Source organism: Mesorhizobium sp. ANAO-SY3R2 (assembly GCF_042466635.1).
In the GTDB taxonomy this organism is placed as follows: Bacteria; Pseudomonadota; Alphaproteobacteria; order Rhizobiales; family Rhizobiaceae; genus Aminobacter.
Genome location: NZ_CP159955.1, coordinates 4,164,360 through 4,179,123, shown reverse-complemented (window position 1 = coordinate 4,179,123; position 14,764 = coordinate 4,164,360). Strand labels below are relative to the sequence as shown.

13 protein-coding genes are annotated in these 14,764 nt (G+C 64.6%); 5 read left to right on the top strand and 8 right to left on the bottom strand.

The features are described 5' to 3' along the window. Position 1: 1 nt before the first annotated feature. The 3 genes from sucC to acnA all read right to left on the bottom strand — a co-directional run bounded on the left by sucC (position 2) and on the right by acnA (position 6,502). On the bottom strand, positions 2-1,198 hold the full coding sequence (gene sucC, locus ABSY17_RS24850) for an ADP-forming succinate--CoA ligase subunit beta (RefSeq protein ID WP_378946882.1): 1,197 nt from the start codon (positions 1,196-1,198) through the stop codon (positions 2-4). Positions 1,199-1,207: 9 nt separating this feature from the next. Next, entirely contained in the window at positions 1,208-2,176 is a 969-nt protein-coding gene (gene mdh / locus ABSY17_RS24845) for a malate dehydrogenase (protein WP_378946879.1), read from the bottom strand. 1,635 nt (positions 2,177-3,811) lie between these two features. After that, complete coding sequence (gene acnA / locus ABSY17_RS24840; RefSeq protein WP_378946876.1) at positions 3,812-6,502, bottom strand: aconitate hydratase AcnA; 2,691 nt, start codon at positions 6,500-6,502, stop codon at positions 3,812-3,814. Positions 6,503-6,785: 283 nt separating this feature from the next. Here acnA and ccmA point away from each other — a divergent pair, with 283 nt between their 5' ends. The 4 genes from ccmA (at position 6,786) to ABSY17_RS24820 (ending at position 9,160) form a co-directional block, all read left to right on the top strand. Beyond that, entirely contained in the window at positions 6,786-7,397 is a 612-nt protein-coding gene (gene ccmA, locus ABSY17_RS24835; RefSeq protein ID WP_378946873.1) for a heme ABC exporter ATP-binding protein CcmA, read from the top strand. 231 nt (positions 7,398-7,628) lie between these two features. Next, positions 7,629-8,294, top strand: a complete 666-nt coding sequence (gene ccmB / locus ABSY17_RS24830; RefSeq protein WP_378946870.1) for a heme exporter protein CcmB — start codon at positions 7,629-7,631, stop codon at positions 8,292-8,294. 120 nt (positions 8,295-8,414) lie between these two features. Then, positions 8,415-8,585 carry a heme exporter protein CcmD gene (gene ccmD / locus ABSY17_RS24825; protein ID WP_378946867.1) on the top strand — a complete coding sequence of 57 codons (171 nt, stop codon included), beginning with the start codon at positions 8,415-8,417 and terminating at the stop codon, positions 8,583-8,585. Continuing rightward, entirely contained in the window at positions 8,582-9,160 is a 579-nt protein-coding gene (locus ABSY17_RS24820; RefSeq protein ID WP_378946864.1) for a DsbE family thiol:disulfide interchange protein, read from the top strand. The genes ccmD and ABSY17_RS24820 overlap by 4 nt, the downstream gene beginning before the upstream one ends. 37 nt (positions 9,161-9,197) lie before the next feature. Here the strand turns inward: ABSY17_RS24820 and ABSY17_RS24815 are convergent, their stop codons facing one another. The 5 genes from ABSY17_RS24815 to dapF form a co-directional block, all read right to left on the bottom strand. After that, positions 9,198-9,365 (bottom strand): hypothetical protein, encoded by a 168-nt coding sequence (locus ABSY17_RS24815; RefSeq protein ID WP_378946861.1) that lies wholly within the window; start codon positions 9,363-9,365, stop codon positions 9,198-9,200. 166 nt (positions 9,366-9,531) lie between these two features. Next, positions 9,532-10,185, bottom strand: a complete 654-nt coding sequence (locus ABSY17_RS24810; RefSeq protein ID WP_378946858.1) for a septation protein A — start codon at positions 10,183-10,185, stop codon at positions 9,532-9,534. 3 nt (positions 10,186-10,188) lie between these two features. Then, the gene (ftsY, locus tag ABSY17_RS24805; RefSeq protein WP_378946855.1) at positions 10,189-11,820 is read right to left on the bottom strand and encodes a signal recognition particle-docking protein FtsY; all 1,632 of its coding nucleotides are present in this window, start codon (positions 11,818-11,820) and stop codon (positions 10,189-10,191) included. A 13-nt stretch (positions 11,821-11,833) separates the two neighbouring features. Then, positions 11,834-13,117 (bottom strand): tRNA (N(6)-L-threonylcarbamoyladenosine(37)-C(2))-methylthiotransferase MtaB, encoded by a 1,284-nt coding sequence (mtaB, locus tag ABSY17_RS24800; protein ID WP_378946852.1) that lies wholly within the window; start codon positions 13,115-13,117, stop codon positions 11,834-11,836. Then, on the bottom strand, positions 13,117-14,001 hold the full coding sequence (gene dapF, locus ABSY17_RS24795) for a diaminopimelate epimerase (protein ID WP_378946850.1): 885 nt from the start codon (positions 13,999-14,001) through the stop codon (positions 13,117-13,119). The genes mtaB and dapF overlap by 1 nt, the downstream gene beginning before the upstream one ends. 219 nt (positions 14,002-14,220) lie before the next feature. Between dapF and ABSY17_RS24790 the strand changes: the two genes are divergently transcribed. Beyond that, on the top strand, positions 14,221-14,754 hold the full coding sequence (locus ABSY17_RS24790; protein ID WP_378946847.1) for a protease inhibitor Inh/omp19 family protein: 534 nt from the start codon (positions 14,221-14,223) through the stop codon (positions 14,752-14,754). Positions 14,755-14,764 lie beyond the last annotated feature (10 nt).

The window sequence follows — 14,764 nt, the reverse complement described above, 5'->3', positions numbered from 1 at the left end:
TTTAGTTACCCTTCACCGCAGCGACGATCTTCTTTGCAGCGTCGTCGAGGTCGTCGGCCGAGATGACGTTCAGCCCGCTCTCGTTGATGATCTTCTTGCCGAGCTCGACATTGGTGCCTTCGAGACGGACGACCAGCGGAACCTTCAGGCCCACTTCCTTGACCGCCGCGATCACGCCCTCGGCGATGACATCGCACTTCATGATGCCGCCGAAGATGTTGACCAGGATGCCTTCGACGGCCGGGTCGGCGGTGATGATCTTGAACGCCGCCGTCACTTTCTCCTTCGAAGCGCCGCCACCGACGTCGAGGAAGTTGGCGGGCTCGGCGCCGTAGAGCTTGATGATGTCCATCGTGGCCATCGCCAGGCCGGCGCCATTGACCATGCAGCCGATGTTGCCGTCGAGGGCGACATAGGCGAGGTCGTACTTCGACGCCTCGATTTCCTTGGCGTCTTCTTCGGTGGTATCGCGCAGCTCGAGCACGTCGGGGTGACGGAACAGCGCGTTGTTGTCGAACGACACCTTGGCGTCGAGCACGCGCAGGCGGCCGTTGGTCATGACGATCAGCGGGTTGACCTCGAGCAGGCTCATGTCCTTCTCGACAAAGGCCTTGTAGAGGATCGGGAACAGCTTTTCGCCGTCGGCAGCTGCCTCGCCCGAGAGCTTCAGCGCAGCATTCAGCGCCTTGAGGTCGTCAGCCGTCACGCCCGCTTCCGGGTCGATCGCAACGGTGATGATCTTCTCGGGCGTGTCATGCGCGACCTGCTCGATGTCCATGCCGCCCTCGGTCGAAACCACAAAGGCAACGCGGCCGACCGAACGGTCGACCAGCAGCGACAGATACAGCTCGCGATCGATGTCGGCGCCGTCCTCGATGTAGAGGCGGTTGACCTGCTTGCCGGCCGGGCCGGTCTGCTTGGTCACCAGCGTGTTGCCGAGCATTTCCTTGGCAAACGCCACGACTTCCTCGACCGACTTGGCGAGGCGAACGCCGCCCTTGGCGTCAGCCGGCAGTTCCTTGAACTTGCCCTTGCCGCGGCCGCCGGCATGGATCTGGCTCTTCACCACATAGAGCGGACCCGGCAGCGCCTTTGCAGCCGCTTCCGCTTCCTCGATCTTGAACACCGGAACGCCAGCCGCAACCGGCGCGCCGAAACCCTTGAGCAACTGCTTGCCCTGATACTCGTGAATATTCATCGGAAACCCTTACTTCTTGGCCAGGTTCGGCGCGATCGCGACGCAGGCGTCGCAGAGGCCCTTGACCGCCTCGACCGACTTTTCGAACATCTTCTGCTCGGCCTTGTTGAAATCGATCTCGATGATGCGCTCGACGCCACCGGCGCCGATCACCACCGGCACGCCGACATACATGTCCTTGATGCCGTACTGGCCCGACAGGTGCGTCGCGCAGGGCAGGACGCGCTTCTTGTCCTTGAGATAGGCTTCGGCCATGGCGACCGCCGAAGAGGCCGGCGCATAATAGGCCGAGCCGGTCTTGAGCAGGCCGACGATCTCGCCGCCGCCCTTGCGAGTGCGCTCGACGATGGCGTCGAGCTTCTCCTGGCTGGTCCAGCCCATCTTGATGAGATCCGGCAGCGGGATGCCGGCAACGGTGGAATAGCGCACCATCGGCACCATGTCGTCGCCGTGGCCACCCAGCGTCATGGCGCTGACGTCCTCGACCGAAACCTTGAACTCGTCGGCCAGGAAGTAGCGGAAGCGCGCCGAGTCGAGCACGCCGGCCATGCCGACGACGTGGCTCTTGGGCAGGCCCGAGAACTTCTGCAGTGCCCAGACCATGGCGTCGAGCGGGTTGGTGATGCAGATCACGAAGGCGTTCGGGGCATACTTCTTGATGCCGGCACCGACCTGTTCCATGACCTTGAGGTTGATGCCAAGCAGGTCGTCGCGGCTCATGCCCGGCTTGCGCGGCACGCCGGCGGTGACGATGCAGACGTCGGCACCCTCGATGCCGGCATAGTCGTTGACGCCGGTGTAGCGCGAGTCGAAGCCGTCGACCGGCGAGGACTCGGCAATATCAAGCCCTTTGCCCTGCGGAATGCCTTCGGCAATGTCGAAGAGAACGACGTCGCCGAGCTCCTTGAGGCCGATCATGTGGGCGAGCGTACCGCCAATCATGCCCGAGCCGATGAGGGCTATCTTGTTGCGTGCCATGTAGGAATTTCCCTTTGCCTTTAACGACGCCGTGCCGGCGGGGTGGAACAGGTTTGGGCCAGAGAGGCTGCGAGCATGCAGCCAGAAATAGCGGCCCGCAATAGCCCTGGCCGGGCAAAAATTCAACCGATTATTTTGAGGTCAACTATTTCAATCGGTTAGAAACAACAGGATTTACGTAAACGTCAAAGTTTTGTGACAAAAACGCAAACAAAGTATGAAGCCGACGGGCCTGCCGGACACAGCTCGACCGGCACCCTCGATTCCGCCGCGCCCCATTCCTCCCTCGCGATCATGGCAAGCCTGTGGCGGCGCTGCCAGGCGATTGGCAGCAGCGCAGATGTGCACCCGGCAGCCGCAACATTTGGAGTGGCGTGTGGTGATTTTTCTCCCCGGATGGGGAAAGAGTTTCCATGGGCCGTAATCTTTTGCGACACCGCGTTGCACTCTCTTGTCAGCGTCGCGCTTTCTCGCGCCCCCTCTGGGCTGCCGCCCATCTCCCCCACAAAAGGGGGAGATCACGCCGTCATCGGCGCCATCACGACGGTGCTGCCCCGCCATTGCGACGACGATCGCCGCTGCGTGCAGTTTCCCGTGTCCGGCACCGCAGCGCCAGCTTCGCCATCACGGCATGGATCCCCGGGATCTCCGCTGTTCGCTTCGCTCGCGCTCCGACCCGAGGATGACGGCTGGCATGGATGCCGTCGCCAACCTGTGGGCTCTGAAGGATGCGCCAACTTTGGCGATTTGCCGTGACCGCCCATGACCTCGTCATCCTCGGGCGTCGCAGGCGCGCGAGCGCCGTCGCGGCGTCCCGGGGATCCATGCCGTGACGGCGGAATTGCCGCTTCGGTCCAGAACCAGCTCTCGAGACTGTCAGCATCTGTCACCAACCCGCGTGGAAATCCCGCCCCGTTTTTCCACGCCCCCAAAACCTCCCGTATCATTGGCCTCGCGATCTTCCACGGGACCCCGGCTGCGCACCGGGCATCGGGGGGAAGCGCCGGTGCCGGGCTGGTGGGAGGTCGGTTCTTCCACTGGGTGTTTCACCCCCAAGCCCGGGCCTTGCGGCGGCTGGCGGCGGAAATGCCGAAGCGACTGAGCGGGGCAAGCAACCGGGCGGGGGTGAGACATGTCCGGCCGCAGGCCGGCGAAAAGCCAGCGATTTGGCTTTTCGAATGTCGAACGCCCGGAGCCATAGCGGAGGGCCGGCGCGCGCCACAAAGAATACTATCGGAAGGCTCGGCCTCGCGCCACGCTTCCCGAACACCTCCCGACAAGGGAGTGCTCTTTGACAATGGCCAGACCGGAAACGGGTCGTGGCAGTGAATAGGCTTCGCGCAAACGCAGGCGCCGTCATCCCGGAAGCCGGAGCGCAGCGCAGGCTATCCGGGACCCATTGACTGGAACATCGTCTGGCACGGCCGGGTCCTCGCCTTGGCGCACTTCATCAAGGCAGCGGTAACCAGACCCCGGCCGCGCCGATCAATGGGTCCCGGGTCTCGCTGCGCTCACCCGGGATGACGCGCGCGACCTGCCCTTTCCCACAAGGAGAGAAAGCACGCCGCGCGCCCAAAACAAAAGCCGCCGGAGCTTGCGCCCCGGCGGCTTGTTTCACGTGAGTCTAGCGAACGCTTACGCAGCCAGGTCGCGCAGCACGTACTGCAGGATGCCGCCGTTCTTGAAGTAGTCGAGCTCATCGAGCGTATCGATGCGGCAGAGGATCGGAACCTCCTTCACCGAACCGTCGACGAAGGTGACCTTGGCGATCATCTTCTGGCGCGGCTTGATCGAGGTCAGGCCGTCGATGGTGACGGTCTCGTCGCCCTTCAGGCCAAGCGTCTTCCAACTCGTGCCTTCCTCGAAGGTGAAGGGAACGATGCCCATGCCGACCAGGTTCGAGCGATGGATGCGCTCGAAGGACTGGGCGATGACTGCGCGCACGCCGAGCAGGTTGGTGCCCTTGGCTGCCCAGTCGCGCGACGAGCCGTTGCCGTACTCGACGCCGGCGAAGATCACCAGCGGCACGCCTTCGGCGCGGTACTGCATCGCCGCATCGTAGATCGGCATCTCTTCCTTGGACGGATAGTGGATGGTGTAGCCACCCTCGCGGCCGTTCTCGCCCAGCATGTGGTTGCGGATGCGGATGTTGGCAAAGGTGCCGCGCATCATCACCTCATGGTTGCCACGACGCGTGCCGTACTGGTTGAAGTCGGCGACGCCGACGCCGTTGTCCGTCAGGTACTTGCCGGCAGGCGACGCCGCCTTGATCGAACCGGCGGGCGAGATGTGGTCGGTGGTGATCTTGTCGCCGAACAGGCCGAGCACGCGCGCGCCCTCGATCTTGCCGATCTCACCCGGCTTCGAACCCATGCCGACGAAGTAGGGCGGGTTCTGCACATAGGTCGACTTGTCGTCCCAGGCATAGGTCTGGCCTTCCGGCGCCTTGACGTTCTGCCAGTTCTCGTCGCCCTTGAAGACGTCGGCATATTTGCGGGCAAACAGCTCGCGGGTGACGTTCTCGGCGATGAACTGGTCGATCTCGTGGTTCGTCGGCCAGATGTCCTTGAGGAACACCGGGTTGCCGTCGCGATCTTCACCCAGCGGCTCTGATGTCAGATCCTTGGTGACCGAACCGGCGAGCGCGTAGGCGACAACCAGCGGCGGCGAAGCCAGGTAGTTGGCCTGCACGTCGGGCGACACGCGGCCTTCGAAGTTGCGGTTGCCCGAAAGCACGGCCGCACCGATCAGGCCCTTGTCGTTGATGGTCTTCGAGATCGGCGCCGGCAGCGGGCCGGAGTTGCCGATGCAGGTCGTGCAGCCGAAGCCGACGAGGTTGAAGCCGATCTGGTCGAGTTCCTTCTGCAGGCCGGCCTTTTCGAGATACTCGGCAACCACCTGCGAACCGGGAGCCAGCGAGGTCTTGACCCACGGCTTCTGCTTCAGGCCGATGCGGTTGGCGTTGCGGGCCAGAAGGCCGGCGCCGATCAGCACGCTCGGGTTCGAGGTGTTGGTGCAGGACGTGATCGCGGCGATCACCACGTCGCCATGGCCGAGGTCGAAGTTCTCGCCTTCAACGGCATAGCGCTTGGCCTGATCGACGGTCTTCTTGTACTCGGCTTCGAGCGCGGTCGCAAAACCCGAGGCGATGCCTTCGAGCGGAATGCGGCCTTCGGGGCGCTTCGGGCCGGCCATCGAGGGAACGACGGATGCAAGGTCGAGCTCGAGCAGGTCGGTGAAGACCGGATCGGCCGACGAGGCGTCGCGCCACATGCCCTGTGCCTTCGAATATTCCTCGACGAGCGCGATACGATTTTCGGCGCGGCCCGACATGTTGAGGTAGCGGATGGTCTCGGAATCAACCGGGAAGAAGCCGCAGGTCGCGCCATATTCGGGCGCCATGTTGCCGATGGTGGCGCGGTCGGCCAGCGTCATGTTGGACAGACCCGAGCCGAAGAACTCGACGAACTTGCCGACGACGCCCTTCTTGCGCAGCATCTGGGTGACGGTCAGCACCAGGTCGGTGGCGGTCACACCTTCCTTGAGCTTGCCGGTCAGGCGGAAGCCGATGACCTCGGGCAGCAGCATGGAGACCGGCTGGCCGAGCATCGCAGCTTCAGCCTCGATGCCGCCGACGCCCCAGCCCAGCACGCCCAGGCCGTTGACCATGGTGGTGTGCGAGTCGGTGCCGACGCAGGTGTCCGGATAGGCCGTCGTCACGCCGTCCTCGGTGTTGGTCCACACCGTCTGGGCGAGGTATTCGAGGTTGACCTGGTGGCAGATGCCGGTGCCGGGCGGCACGACGCGGAAGTTGCGGAACGCCTGCTGGCCCCACTTCAGGAACTTGTAACGCTCTTCGTTGCGCTCGTATTCGAGCTCGACGTTGCGGGCAAAGGCCTTCGGCGAGCCGAACTCGTCGACGATGACCGAGTGGTCGATGACGAGGTCGACCGGAACCAGCGGGTTGATCTTTTCGGGATCGCCGCCGAGAGTCTTGATGCCGTCACGCATGGCGGCCAGATCGACGACGGCGGGAACGCCGGTGAAGTCCTGCATCAGCACGCGAGCCGGGCGATAGGCGATCTCGACGCCGGCAGTGCCCTTGTCGGCCAGCCAGCCGGCTACGGCCTGGATCGATTCCTTGGTGACGGTGCGGCCGTCTTCGTTGCGCAGCAGGTTCTCGAGCAGCACCTTCATCGAATAAGGCAGCTGCGAAACACCGGTCAGGCCGTTCTTCTCGGCTTCGACCAGGCTGTAATAGACATAGTCGGCGCCACCTGCAGTCAGGGTGCGGCGGCAATTGAAACTGTCGAGTGATTTGGACACGTGCGATCCATCCTTGTCTGTTCAGCCTACGCGGGAACGGACTCCGATGGGCATGCAATCACGCGCAAAGGTGCGGGTACGGCCATTTCCGCTGTCCGCTCCCAAGCAACCCGAGCCGTTCAAGGCGGCGCGTGAGCTGGTTCGGCGCAAATTCTGTTCCCATGCCGACCGCTGGCATGGTCGAGTGGCATATAGAGAATTTATTGGAATAGTTCTAGACCGAGATTCGCTTAAATTGCTGCAGCGCAAAGTACAGGCACAAGGCTTCGGCGATGGGGGAAGAATGCGGCTGATCGCCGAAAATCTGAGCGGAGAACGCGGCGGCGAAACGGTTTTCGCCGGCGTCGGCTTCGCGCTTGGCGACGGCGAGGCACTTGTCGTCACCGGTCCCAACGGCTCGGGCAAGTCGACGCTGCTGCGCGTCATCGCCGGGTTGCTGCCGCATGTATCAGGGCGAATCGCCGTCGAGGACGGCGGCGAGGAATTTTCGACCGTGGCGCTGGCCTGCCACTATCTCGGCCACCAGAACGCGATGAAGTCGGCCCTCACCGTTCACGAGAATCTCGAATTCTGGCGCGACTTCTCAGGCAACGAAAAGCTTAGCATCAGCGAGGCACTGGAGGACGTCGGCCTGGGCGGCCTCGGCCACCTGCCCTTCGGCTATCTCTCGACCGGCCAGAAGCGCCGTGCAGCCATCGCCAAGCTGCTCATCAGCCATCGGCCGGTCTGGCTGCTCGACGAACCGACCGCCGGGCTCGACAAGGCCTCGGAGGCGCAGTTCGCCGCGCTCATGCAAGCGCATTGCGCCTCAGGCGGCATCATCATCGCCGCCACCCATCTGCCGCTCGGGCTGGAAGGGGTGAAGACGCTGGAAATGGAGCGGGTGCATGTTTAGCAACATGTTCAACCTGCAGCGCTCCTTCTCGCCCCCCTCTAGCCTGCCGGCCATCTCCCCCACAAGGGGGGAGATTGGCAGCTTGGCCCGCGGCGCCGAAATTGGGACGTCGAAAATTAGCGATGGTCGCACTGAGGTCGTGATCTCCCCCCTTGTGGGGGAGATGGCCGGCAGGCCAGAGGGGGGCAACGTAGGGCTCGTCCTCTCCACAAGCCACGCTGGAGGCAATCCATGCTAGCCCTCTATCTCCGCGACCTGCGCATGGGCATCCGCGCCGGCGGCGGGGCGCTGACCGGCGTGCTGTTCTTCCTGGCGGTCATCGTCACCATCCCCTTCGGCGTCGGCCCCGACCTCAACCTGCTCGCCCGCATCGGCCCGGCGATCTTGTGGATTGGCGCCCTGCTCGCCAGCCTGCTCGGCCTCGACCGGCTGTTCCAGGCCGACCGCGAGGACGGTTCGCTCGACCTTCTGGTGCTCAACGCCGACCGCCACATGCTGGCGCTGACGGTGTTCGTCAAATGCCTCGCCCACTGGACGGCGAGCGTGCTTCCGCTGGTCATCGCCGCCCCCCTGCTCGGCCTGTTCATGAACATGTCGCCGCTCGGCATCGGGGCCGCAGCACTCACGCTTCTTGTCGGCACGCCCGCCATCATCTTCATCGGCGCGGCCGGTGCCGCCGTCACCGTTGCCCTGCCGCGCGGCGGCATGCTGATTTCGGTGCTGATCCTGCCGCTGGTGATCCCGGTGCTGATCTTCGGCGTGACCGCCGCCTACGGCGCGGTCAACGATCCCGACCCGTTCACCCCGCCCTTCATGATCCTGTGTGCGCTGACGATGTTTTTGGCGGTCATCGGCCCGCTGGCAGCGGCAGTGGCATTGCGCTCGGGCACCGACTGATCACGATCGCTTCAACCTTGGCAGTGCGGCGCGGCGTCCGATTGCACCGGGCCGTTGCCAAGGCTAAGTGAAGGACATGGCCGGAAACGTCGACATGAAGCATTTTTGCCGAGGCACACGATGAGCGCGCACGCCCTTTATGTCACCGCTGCCTATGGCGTGTCGGCGCTCGCCATCGCCGGGCTGATCATCTGGATCCTCGCCGACCAGCGCGCCCGCAAGCGCGAAATGGCCGAACTCGAGGCCGCAGGTCTTCGCCGCCGCTCCGACCGCAGCGGGGCTGCCGCATGAGCACCGAAACACAAAAGCCAGCCGGCTCGCGAAAACTGTTCGTGCTCTTGCCGCTGCTGGTGTTCCTGGCGCTGGCCGGGATCTTCCTGATGCAGCTTTTGTCGGGCCGCGATCTCTCGGTGATCCCTTCGGCGCTGATCGGCCACGACGCGCCAAAGACCGAACTGCCGCCGCTCGAGGGCATGTCGGTGCCCGGCCTCAACTCGGCGGATTTCGTCGGCAAGGTGACGCTGGTCAATGTCTGGGCGTCATGGTGCGCGCCCTGCCGCGAGGAACACCCGGTTCTGTTGGAACTGTCCAAGGACCAGCGTTTTGCCATCGCCGGACTGAACTACAAGGACAAGCCGGAGAACGCGCGGCGTTTCCTCGGCGACCTCGGCAATCCCTACAGGGCCATCGGCGTCGACCAGCACGGCCGCACCACCATCGACTGGGGCGTCTACGGCGTTCCTGAGACTTTCCTTGTCGGCAAGGACGGCAAGATCGCCTTCAAGCATGTCGGGCCGCTATCACCCGAAGCTGTCACGGCCACGCTCATGCCGGCAATCGAAAAGGCGCTTGCGGCATCGCAATAGCGCACCGACCGGCCTGTCGCCGGCCCGAGAGATAGTCTTAGCCGTAGACCTGCTTGTAAGCCTGGAACAGCATCTCGCTGCGGTCGGCGCGGATGTCGGCCAGATCGCGGCTGGAGAAACCGTCGATCTCGGCGACGAGGCGCTTGTACTGCTTGCGCTTGGCCGCGCTTTCGCGGGCGCGGGCAATAAGGCTGTCAAAAAACATTGCTTGTTCCTTTCATCATGCCGCTCGGCGCGGCGCGATTTGACCTCCCTGATCAATTCAAGGATGACATAGGAACTATTGCACTGCAAAATAAGATGCTGCATTGCAGCAATGCACACGACGCATAACGCTCCGCCGAGGTGTCAGTGTCGTGCAGGGCTTCGGCCTATTTGCCGGCCTGCTCGTCGAGCGAGTGGCGCATGATCAGCGGCATCTGGCTGAAAGTGAAGAGCAAGGTAATCGGCATGATGCCCCACACCTTGAAAGCCACCCAGGTGTCGGTCGAGAACGAGCGCCACACCACCTCGTTGACCACGGCGAGGAACAGGAAGAACAGCCCCCAGCGGAAAGTGAGCTTGCGCCAGCCCTCGGCATCGAGCCGGAAGGCCGAGTCGAAGACGTAGCCGAGCAGCGATTTGCCGAAGGCGAGCCCGCCGAGCAGTACTGCGCCGAACAGCGTATTGATGATGGTCGGCTTCACCTTGATGAAGACGTCGTCCTGCAGATAGAGCGTCAGCGCGCCGAAGACGAAGACGACGACGCCCGACACCAGCGGCATGATCGGCAGCGAGCGGGTCAGCACCCACGACGCTGCCAGCGCTACCGCGGTGGCTGCCATGAACAGGCCGGTGGCGATGAAGATCGGCCCGCCGAGTTCCGCCAGCGCCGGAAAATGCGAAGCCAGCCATGCGCCACGTGCATTGGCGAAAAAAAACACCACGAGCGGCCCGAGTTCCAGCACCAGCTTGAGCAGCGGGTTGACCTCTTGCTTCTGCCGCTTGGGATCGGACGGGTCGCGTTCGAGGATCGGTGCGTTCATTGGTCAGGCAACTCCTGCGATCGCCTTGGCGAAATCGCTTGCCGAGAAAGGTTCGAGATCGTCGACCTGCTCGCCGACGCCGATGAAATAGACTGGCAGCCGATGCTTGGCGGCGATTGCGACCAAGATACCACCGCGCGCCGTGCCGTCGAGCTTGGTCATCACCAGGCCGTTGACACCGGCGATGTTGCGGAAGATCTCGACCTGGTTGAGCGCGTTCTGGCCGGTGGTGGCGTCGACCGTCTGCAGCACGGTGTGCGGCGCCTCGGGATCAAGCTTGCCGAGCACGCGCACGATCTTTTCCAGTTCGGCCATCAGCTCGGCCTTGTTCTGCAGCCGGCCTGCCGTGTCGATGATCAGGACGTCGGAGCCGGCTTCCTTGGCCTTTTCGAAGGCGTCATAGGCGAGACCGGCGGCATCCGCCCCGAGTTTTGTGGCTATGACCGGCGATTTCGTCCGCTCGCCCCAGATCTTGAGCTGCTCGATGGCGGCGGCGCGGAACGTGTCCCCGGCGGCGAGCATGACTGAGAGCCCGCCCTCGGTGAGCTTTGCCGCGAGCTTGCCGATGGTGGTGGTCTTGCCGGTGCCGTTGACGCCGACGACGAGGATGACATGCGGTTTGTGCGAAAGGTCGAGCTCCAGCGGCTTCGCCACCGGCCCCAGGACCTTTTCAACTTCGACGGCCATGATCGAGCGGACCTCGTGGTCCGAAACATCCTTGCCGTAGCGGCTCGACGCCAGCGCATCGGTGACGCGAAGGGCCGTCTCGACGCCGAGATCGGCGCGGATCAGCACGTCTTCCAGATCCTGCAGCGTGTCCTCGTCGAGCTTTCGCTTGGTGAAGATGCCGGCGATGTTGCCCGACAGCTCCTTGGATGAGCGCGACAGGCCCAGCCGCAGGCGCTGGAACCAGGTGAGCCTGGGCGCCGGCGCTGCCGCTTCCACGACCTCAGCCTTCTGCTCGACCTTACTGCTGACAGTGACCTTGCCGGCAGCGGGCTTTGCGGCCGGGGCGACGGGCGCGACCTCCTCTCCCCCCTTGAGGGGGAGATGGTCCGAAGGACCAGAGGGGGTACTCTCAACCTGCTCCTGCTCCTGCTCCTGCTCTTCCGCCGCGTCTGACGATTCGGCGTCCCCTCCCGGCCGCTGCGCGGCCACCCTCCCCTCAAGGGGGAGGGAAATCTCCGCCTCACGCATCGTCGGCTCGCCCTGCGGCAGCTCCGGCTCGTAGGGGATCTCCTCGGGCAGGTCTGGCTCAGCCGGCTCTGCCGGCGTCACCGGGATCTCGACCGGCAGCGGTTCGGGCTCGGACGGGGTCGGTTCAGGCACCGGCTGTTCGGCCGGCTTTTCCGGCGCGGGTTCGGGCACCTCGGGCGGTGCCGGCTGCGGCGCGGGCTCGACCGGCGCGGCCTCTTCTCCCCCCTTGAGGGGGAGATGGTCCGAAGGACCAGAGGGGGTCATCTCAACTGCCGCCGCAGCTTCTGTGGCTGCAAGCGCTTCCGCCGCGTCCGACGATCCGGCGACCCCACCCCGATCGACTGCGTCGATCGACCCTCCCCTCAAGGGGGAGGGGGACTCCAGCGCTTCCTCCTTCTTGCCGAAGGAAAAGACTTTCTTGATGAACCCGAATGCCATGCGGTCGCTTTCGTCAGGCCGCGTACGCGGCGGCCGGTGCCGCTTTCAGCCGCTCGCCGTCATGTCCGGCGATGTCGACCTCGATGATCTCGCCCGCCACACCCCGGTCGAGCGCGACGAGCGTAAAGCCTTCCGTGCGGCCGAGGCCTTCGCGCTCGACCAGCACCTTTTGCCGCGTGTCATCCAGGGCCGCGAGGTGGCGCTGGTAGGCCGCCTCCCCGGCGGCGCGCAGGCGTGCGGCGCGCTGCTTGACGATCTCGCGCCTGACCTGCGGCATGCGCGCGGCGGGCGTGCCCTCGCGCGGGGAGAACGGGAAGACGTGGAGATGGGTCAGCCCGCACTCCTCGACGATCCCAAGCGAATTCTCGAACATTTCGTCGGTCTCGGTCGGGAAGCCGGCGATGATGTCGGCGCCGAAGACGATGTCGGGACGCAGCGCCCGCACGTCCTGGCAGAACTGGATCGACTGGTCGCGCAGGTGGCGGCGCTTCATGCGCTTGAGGATCATGTCGTCGCCCGACTGCAACGACAGGTGCAGATGCGGCATCAGCCGCTTTTCGGTGGCGACCGCCTCGAGCAGATCCTCGTCGGCCTCGATGGAATCGATCGAGGACAGCCGCAGGCGCCTGACGTCGGGCACCTGGCGCAAAATGGTCTTGACCAGCTTGCCAAGACGCGGCGCACCGGGCAGGTCGGCGCCGTAGCTGGTCATGTCCACGCCCGACAGCACCACTTCGGCGTAGCCGTTGCCGGCAAGGCGCTTGATCTGCTCGACCACAGCCCCCATCGGCACCGAACGCGAATTGCCGCGGCCATAGGGGATGATGCAGAAGGTGCAGCGATGGTCGCAGCCGTTCTGCACCTGAACGAAAGCCCGCGCGCGGCCCTCGATGGCATCCACCATGTGGCCTGCCGTTTCGCGCACGGAAAAAATGTCGTTGACGCGGGCCTTCTCGAAATCATTGACGCCGAAATCGGGCAGCGCGCGATAGTTATGGCTTTTAAGCTTTTCCTCGTTGCCGAGCACGAGGTCGACTTCGGCCATCTCAGTGAAGGCGGCCGGATCGGTCTGCGCGGCGCATCCGGTGACGATGATGCGCGCCTCCGGATTGTCGCGGCGCGCCTTGCGGATCGACTGCTTGGCTTGGCGCACGGCTTCGCTTGTGACGGCGCAGGTATTGAAGATCACCGCGCCACCGACGAGATCTTCAAGTCCCGCAGCCTTGGCCTCGCGCTTCATCACCTCGGATTCGTAGGTGTTGAGGCGGCAGCCGAAGGTGACGACGTCGATTCCCATCAGGCGACGTCCTGCTGGTCGCGGACCCATGCGCCTGAGGCAGGATCGAAGGTCCCTGAAAATTCCCACTCGGCTGGGCCGGTCATGACCACGTGGTCGTCGGCGCGCCAGTCGATCTTGAGCACCCCGCCGCTCGGCACAGTCACGGTCACGCTGCGGCCGGTGCGGCCGGTGCGCGCAGCCGACACAGCGGCAGCACAAGTGGCCGATCCGCAAGCGCGGGTCAGGCCGGCACCGCGCTCCCAGGTGCGCAGGTTCATGGTTTCACGCGACGTCACCTGGGCGATCGAGATGTTGGCGCGCTCGGGGAAGATCGGATGGTTTTCCAGCATAGGGCCGAAGCGGTCGAGGTCATAGGACCAGACGTCGTTGTCGACCCAGAAGATGGCGTGCGGATTGCCCATCGAGGCGACCGAGGGCGAGTGCAGCACCGGCGCGTCGATCGGGCCGATCTGCAACTCGATGGCGCGCGTGTCACGAAACTCCTCGGCCAGCGGAATGTCCTGCCAGCCGAAACGCGGAATGCCCATGTCGACGGAAATCAAGCCGTCCTCGTGCTCCTCGGCGTTGAGGATGCCGGCCACCGTCTCGAACGTAAAAGCCTTCTGGCCGGTCTCCGCAGCCAGCGCCTGGACGACGCAGCGCGTGCCGTTGCCGCAGGCCTGGGCATGGGTGCCATCGGAGTTGATGATCTCGATGTAGTTCGCCGTGCCCGGCCTGCGCGGGTCGTGGATAGCCATGATCTGGTCGAACTTGGTCGCCGGATCGGCAGCTAGCGCCACCGCAGCCGCCGGTGCAACGCGGTCCGCACGGCCGCGCATGTCGGCAACGATGATGTCGTTGCCGAGCCCGTTCATCTTGGCGAATGGCGCCTGATTGGCCATGGCGGAAATTTCTCGCGGCTGTTTGGGGCCTATATGGCGGAAAGCTTGCGCAATTACCAGACTCGGCCGTCCGCCAGATGATTGCGACAATTTTGCAACATTCTCCGACGCAAACCCTATTTTAACCATATCGGGTTGAAATTCTGCCAACTTCGCCGCTTTAGAGGCGACTGACCGATCGCGCGGGGGCGCCCCCTGAACTGCCCCGGAGGGACTGCAATGGCATTTTCCAAAACCGGCCTGCTGGCCGCATCGCTGGTTGCGCTGATGACGGCCGCCGGCTGCAACAGCACGCGTCTTGCCTCGATGGACACCCAGCCGGCCCCGCTGCCGGCGGCGCCCGCGGGCGTCGTGACCAGCGGCCAGCTGCCGCCGCCCTCGGCACCGGGAGCCTCGCAGTTCCCGGCCGCACCGCAACAGACCCAGGTGGCATCGCTGCCGGCCGATGGCGGCGCTGCCGCTGCCAACGCGCCCGACCTGACCGCCGGCAATGTCGCCGGCGTCTGGAGTGCTTCGGTTTCCGGCCAGAGCTGCAAGGTGGCGACGCCGCAGACCAGATTCGGCCAGGGCTTCCGCGCCGGGCCGCTGCGCTGCCCCGCCCCGGTCGACGGCGTCAAGTCGTGGAACGTCGCCGGCAAGCAGCTGACGCTTTATGATGAAGGCGGCTCGCCGCTGGCCAGGCTCTATTCGTCGGGCGAAGGCCGCTTCGACGGCCAGACCTCCAACGGCCAGCCGATCACGCTCAGCCGCTGATCCGGCATCC